Genomic DNA, 4,846 nt, shown 5'->3' with positions numbered 1-4,846 from the left:
TGAAATTCCCGATACCGCAATGATACTTTACTTAAAAAAATACAGTTTTAAGTATAAATTGATTTATAAGAATAATGATTTTAAATTGTATGAATTGAGGAATATTTTAGACTAATTGCTTTATGTAGCAAACAAAATTTCGGTACAAGCTATGATAACCTTTCGGTATAAAATTCCGCTTTGGTTGTTTGGGTTTTTGTATTGAAAAAAATGTATAAATCAATATTTCAATATTGATAATTCTTAATAAAATCAATATTGGATTATCGAAAATAAATTTATTTTCAATAATGAATTATTGATTTTTTGTATATTTGCACAAAACATAAATAATGATAGATAGATTATATGACATATCAAACAAGCTTGCAAGCAATGTAGCTGTTGATTTTGAAAGGTTTCTTTCTATAGAAATAGATTGGGATTATAAACTAATCGGTATTTCCGGAGCAAGAGGTAGTGGAAAGACAATTCTGCTCTTGCAACAGATGAAAAAAATGCTCGAAAAAGGGAAGAAATCTTTATTTATTAGCTTAGATGATATTTATTTTACTGAAAATAAATTACTGTACTTTGCTGAAGAATTTGAGAAAAATGGAGGAGAATATCTTTTTATAGACGAAGTGCATAAATATAAAAATTGGTCGCAGGAATTAAAAAATATATATGATACTGTATTAGATTTAAAAGTGGTATTTACAAGTTCGTCAGCATTAGAAATACACAAAGGTTCTCATGATTTAAGCCGTAGGGCATTAGTATATAAACTAAGAGGTTTGTCTTTTAGAGAGTTTCTTGAATTAAAATATGAAATAAAAATTTTGCCGATTAAATTGGAGCAAATATTAGAAAACCCAACAGAGAAAATAAAAGAAGTAAACAATAAAATAAAAATTTTCCCAAAGTTTAGTAAATATCTTAAAGAAGGATATTATCCGTTTTTTAAAGATTTAAGATTAAATTATTTAAAACAACTTTCAACAACTGTTAATTTAGTTATTGAGAGTGATTTGCCCGCTATACATAAAATAGATTTTAACTCAGTTATTAAATTAAAAAAATTAGTATCAATTATTGCCCAAATATCACCATACAAACCGAATATCGAAAAACTGGCTCAGCAAGTAGAAACCACACGTCCAACTTTGCTAAAATACTTATTCTATCTTGATAAAGCACAAATTTTACAATGGCTTAGTTCAGATGCTTATGGTATTACTTATCTTAATAAACCTGATAAAATTTTTCTTGGTAATACTAATATTGCTTATGCTTTTTCAGATAGTAAAGATAATACGGGAAATATAAGAGAAACTTTTTTTTTAAATCAACTTTCGGCAAAACATAAAGTTACATACCCAAAACAAGGTGATTTTTTGGTTGATAATAAATATCTTTTTGAAGTAGGAGGAAAAAATAAATCTCAAAAACAAATAGCAGGAATAAAAAACGCATACATAGCAGCCGATGATATTGAATACGGATATGGAAATAGAATTCCGCTTTGGCTATTTGGGTTTTTGTATTGAAACAATAGCCACGAATGCACGAATAAAATATTGTTACTACTCAGCAACTTTGCAAAATATAAAATCACAATCAATTCAATAATTTATTATAAATTTTTCGATAATTTCTATATTTGAGGTAGAAATTACTTTTTGGAGTGCACCCAATTGTTATTATACCAATTAAAAACTTAAAAAAGAGCAACAAAGTATATTCGTTTATAAACAAATATTAATCAGATTATAAATTATATTTGGCTATAAACAAATTATTTTGTTATATTTGTAAATCTTAGAACATAACCAATTTTTTTAAATAATGGATAAATTACTAAAATCACTATCAACTATTAATTATTGGAATAAAGTTCCTGATTTTAATCTTGGTTTTATTAGAAAACGATACCTTAATGCTAATTGGGTTTCTATTGGAAATAAATTAGTTAAAGTAATTATTGGGCAACGTAGAAGCGGTAAAAGTTATATTGTAAGACAATTGATAGACAAATTAATTAATGATAAAGGAGTAAATAAGTTAAATATTTTTTATCTAAATAAAGAAATGTTTGAGTTTGAAGAAATAAAAAATGCTAATGATTTATCGCTGATAATAAATAAATATGAAAAAATATATTTGCCCAAAGGTAAAGTGTATATATTTATAGATGAGGTGCAAAATATAGAAGAATGGGAAAAAATTGTTGTATCATTGGCTCAACATCCGATTAAAGAATATGAAGTATTTATCACAGGCTCAAACTCAAAGATGCTATCAGGTGAGTTGGCAACACTTCTTTCAGGGAGATACGTACTTAACGAGGTCTTTCCTTTTTCATTTAAAGAATATTTGGATTTTAGAAATATTAATAACTCAAAAGAAAATTTTATTAAGTATATTACAAGCAGTGCAATGCCTGAAGTTTTTAATTTTGATACAAATGAAATAAAATTTCATTATTTTCAATCATTATTAAATACAATTTTATTAAAAGATATAATGCAAAGACATAAAATTCGTGATTATATTTTGTTAGAAGATATATTTTTATTTTTACTTAATAATGTGGGTAATATGACTTCTATTCCATCAATAATTAAATATTTTAAGAGCAAAAACAGAAAAAGCGATTATGGAACAATTTCTCAATATATTTCTTTTATGAAAGAAGCTTTTATTATAAGAGAAGCATCACGTTTTTCTTTAAAAACCAAAGAAATATTATCAGGTGAAAAAAAATATTTTCTTACTGATTTAGGATTTAGAAATTATCTTTACCCTAATTTAATAAAAGATATTAGTGCTATTTTAGAAAATATTGTTTTTACTCATTTAAAAATAGCGGGTTATGAGGTTAAACTTGGATATGAAAATAATTATGAAATTGATTTTTTTGCAACTAAAAATCAAAATAGTAAATATATTCAAGTTTCGTATTTAATGCAAACACAAGAAACAATTAATAGAGAATTTACAGCATTGGAAAAGATAAAAGATAATTTACCAAAATATGTTATTACAATGGATGATATACTTTTACAAAACGAAAATGGGATAATTCATCAACATATTTGGAAATTCATATATTCATTAGTAAAATAAAATATTAATAATCATTCGCGTATTAGCGGCTTAAAAAATAAAAATTATGGAACGAAAAGTATTTATCTCTATTCTCGGCACTGGTTATTATGAACCAACCAAATACTTTTTTGATAAAATATCAGGAAAGGAGAGAAATTCAAGATTTGTTCAAGAAACTGCAATAAGTGAATTTTGTGGTAATTGGGACAATAATGATAAAATATTTATTTTTTTAACTGACTCAGCAAGAACAGAAAATTGGGAAAATCCTGCAAAAAGATCAAACAAAAAAGGGTCTTATTCCGGTTTAAGTAAAATATTGAAAGAAATGGATATTCAAGCAGAAGTGATTGATAAGGATATTCCTGATGGTAAAAACGAAAAAGAAATTTGGGATATTTTTCAAATTATTTTCAATCAATTGAAAGTAAACGATAAGGTATATTTTGATATCACACATGCATTTCGATCATTACCAATGTTATTAATGGTGCTTATAAATTATTCTAAATTTCTTAAAAACATAGAAGTAAAAAGTATTACTTATGGGAATCATCAGGCTGAAAAAGATGGCTATTCTCCGGTAATTAATTTAACGGCTTTTTCTCAACTTCAGGACTGGACAAGTGCATCTGATGAATTTATTAATTTTGGAAGTGTAGATAAATTAGTAGATTTATCATTTGCTGAGATTAATCCAATATTAAAAGAATCGAAAGGTAAAAATGCGAGTGCTACCACATTAAAAAAACTTAATAAAGAATTACCTTCTTTTGTGAAAAATATTCAAACAAGTAGAGGTATGAATATAATATTAAACAAGGAGGGAAGTGAAATAAATAAAATATTTACGGAATTTAAACAGGATAATATTAAACCCTTATCTCCGATTCTCGAAAAGATTTCAAAGGTGCTTTTACCTTTTAATGAAGCAGAAAATATTAAAAACGGATTTTTTGCCGTGAGTTGGTGCATTAATAATGGTTTAATCCAACAAGGTATTACTTTATTAAAAGAATCAATTACTACTTTTATTTGTGATGAATTAAATATTGATTATAAAGAAGAAAAAAATAGGAATATTGTTGATTCCGCTTTTAAAATTGTAAATGAAAAGATTGATGAAGAAGATTGGAAAGGCGATGCCAGAGAGAATAAGAATATTACTAAAATCGTAATTAAAGAGTCTAAATATTTATTATTATTAAATAAAGAATTCAATACAATTTCATCAATAAGGAATGACATAAACCATGCAGGATTTAAAGAGAATTCAATTAAAAAACCTGATAAATTTGAAAAAATGCTTAATGAACTTTTATGTGAAATATTGAAAAAATTAAAATAACCCATGCTCCTAAACCTATCAAACCACCCCAAAAGCACTTGGGGTAAAAAGCAAACAGAAATTGCCATAGCTCTTTATGGAACAATTACTGATATTAATTTTCCGGCTATTGACCCCGAAGCTGATGAAAAAGAAATTCATAAACTTACAAAAGAATATTTTGAAGATTGTAAAAAATTGCTTTCACAAAGCACCGATAAAAATAATGCTGTCCACATTATGGGCGAAATGACCTTTTGCTTTACTCTTATAAAAATGCTACAACAGTATAATATTAAATGCATTGCTTCTACCACAAGAAGAATAGTAACTAAAAATAATTCATTAACAAAAACTTCACGATTTGAATTTGTACAATTCAGAAAATATCCAAAACTAAAATTGTAAATTAAAATTAATAAAACATAA

At 25.6% G+C, this 4,846-nt stretch carries 4 protein-coding genes; all 4 read left to right on the top strand.

The window, feature by feature from the left end:
- The first annotated feature begins 332 nt into the window (after window positions 1–332).
- Entirely contained in the window at window positions 333–1,529 is a 1,197-nt protein-coding gene (locus tag U9R42_02655) for an AAA family ATPase (GenBank protein MEA3494915.1), read from the top strand.
- 298 nt (window positions 1,530–1,827) lie between these two features.
- Complete coding sequence (locus U9R42_02650) at window positions 1,828–3,108, top strand: ATP-binding protein (protein ID MEA3494914.1); 1,281 nt, start codon at window positions 1,828–1,830, stop codon at window positions 3,106–3,108.
- Between the two features lie 46 nt (window positions 3,109–3,154).
- Window positions 3,155–4,438, top strand: a complete 1,284-nt coding sequence (gene csx2 / locus U9R42_02645) for a TIGR02221 family CRISPR-associated protein (GenBank protein ID MEA3494913.1) — start codon at window positions 3,155–3,157, stop codon at window positions 4,436–4,438.
- A 3-nt stretch (window positions 4,439–4,441) separates the two neighbouring features.
- Window positions 4,442–4,825: a CRISPR-associated protein gene (locus U9R42_02640; GenBank protein ID MEA3494912.1), complete on the top strand. Its 384-nt coding sequence runs from the start codon at window positions 4,442–4,444 to the stop codon at window positions 4,823–4,825.
- Window positions 4,826–4,846 lie beyond the last annotated feature (21 nt).

The sequence above is a fragment of the Bacteroidota bacterium genome, assembly GCA_034723125.1.
Classification (GTDB): domain Bacteria; phylum Bacteroidota; class Bacteroidia; order CAILMK01; family JAAYUY01; genus JAYEOP01.
The sequence above is the reverse complement of the archived record's forward strand: the minus strand, read 5'-3'. Positions and strand labels throughout refer to the sequence as shown.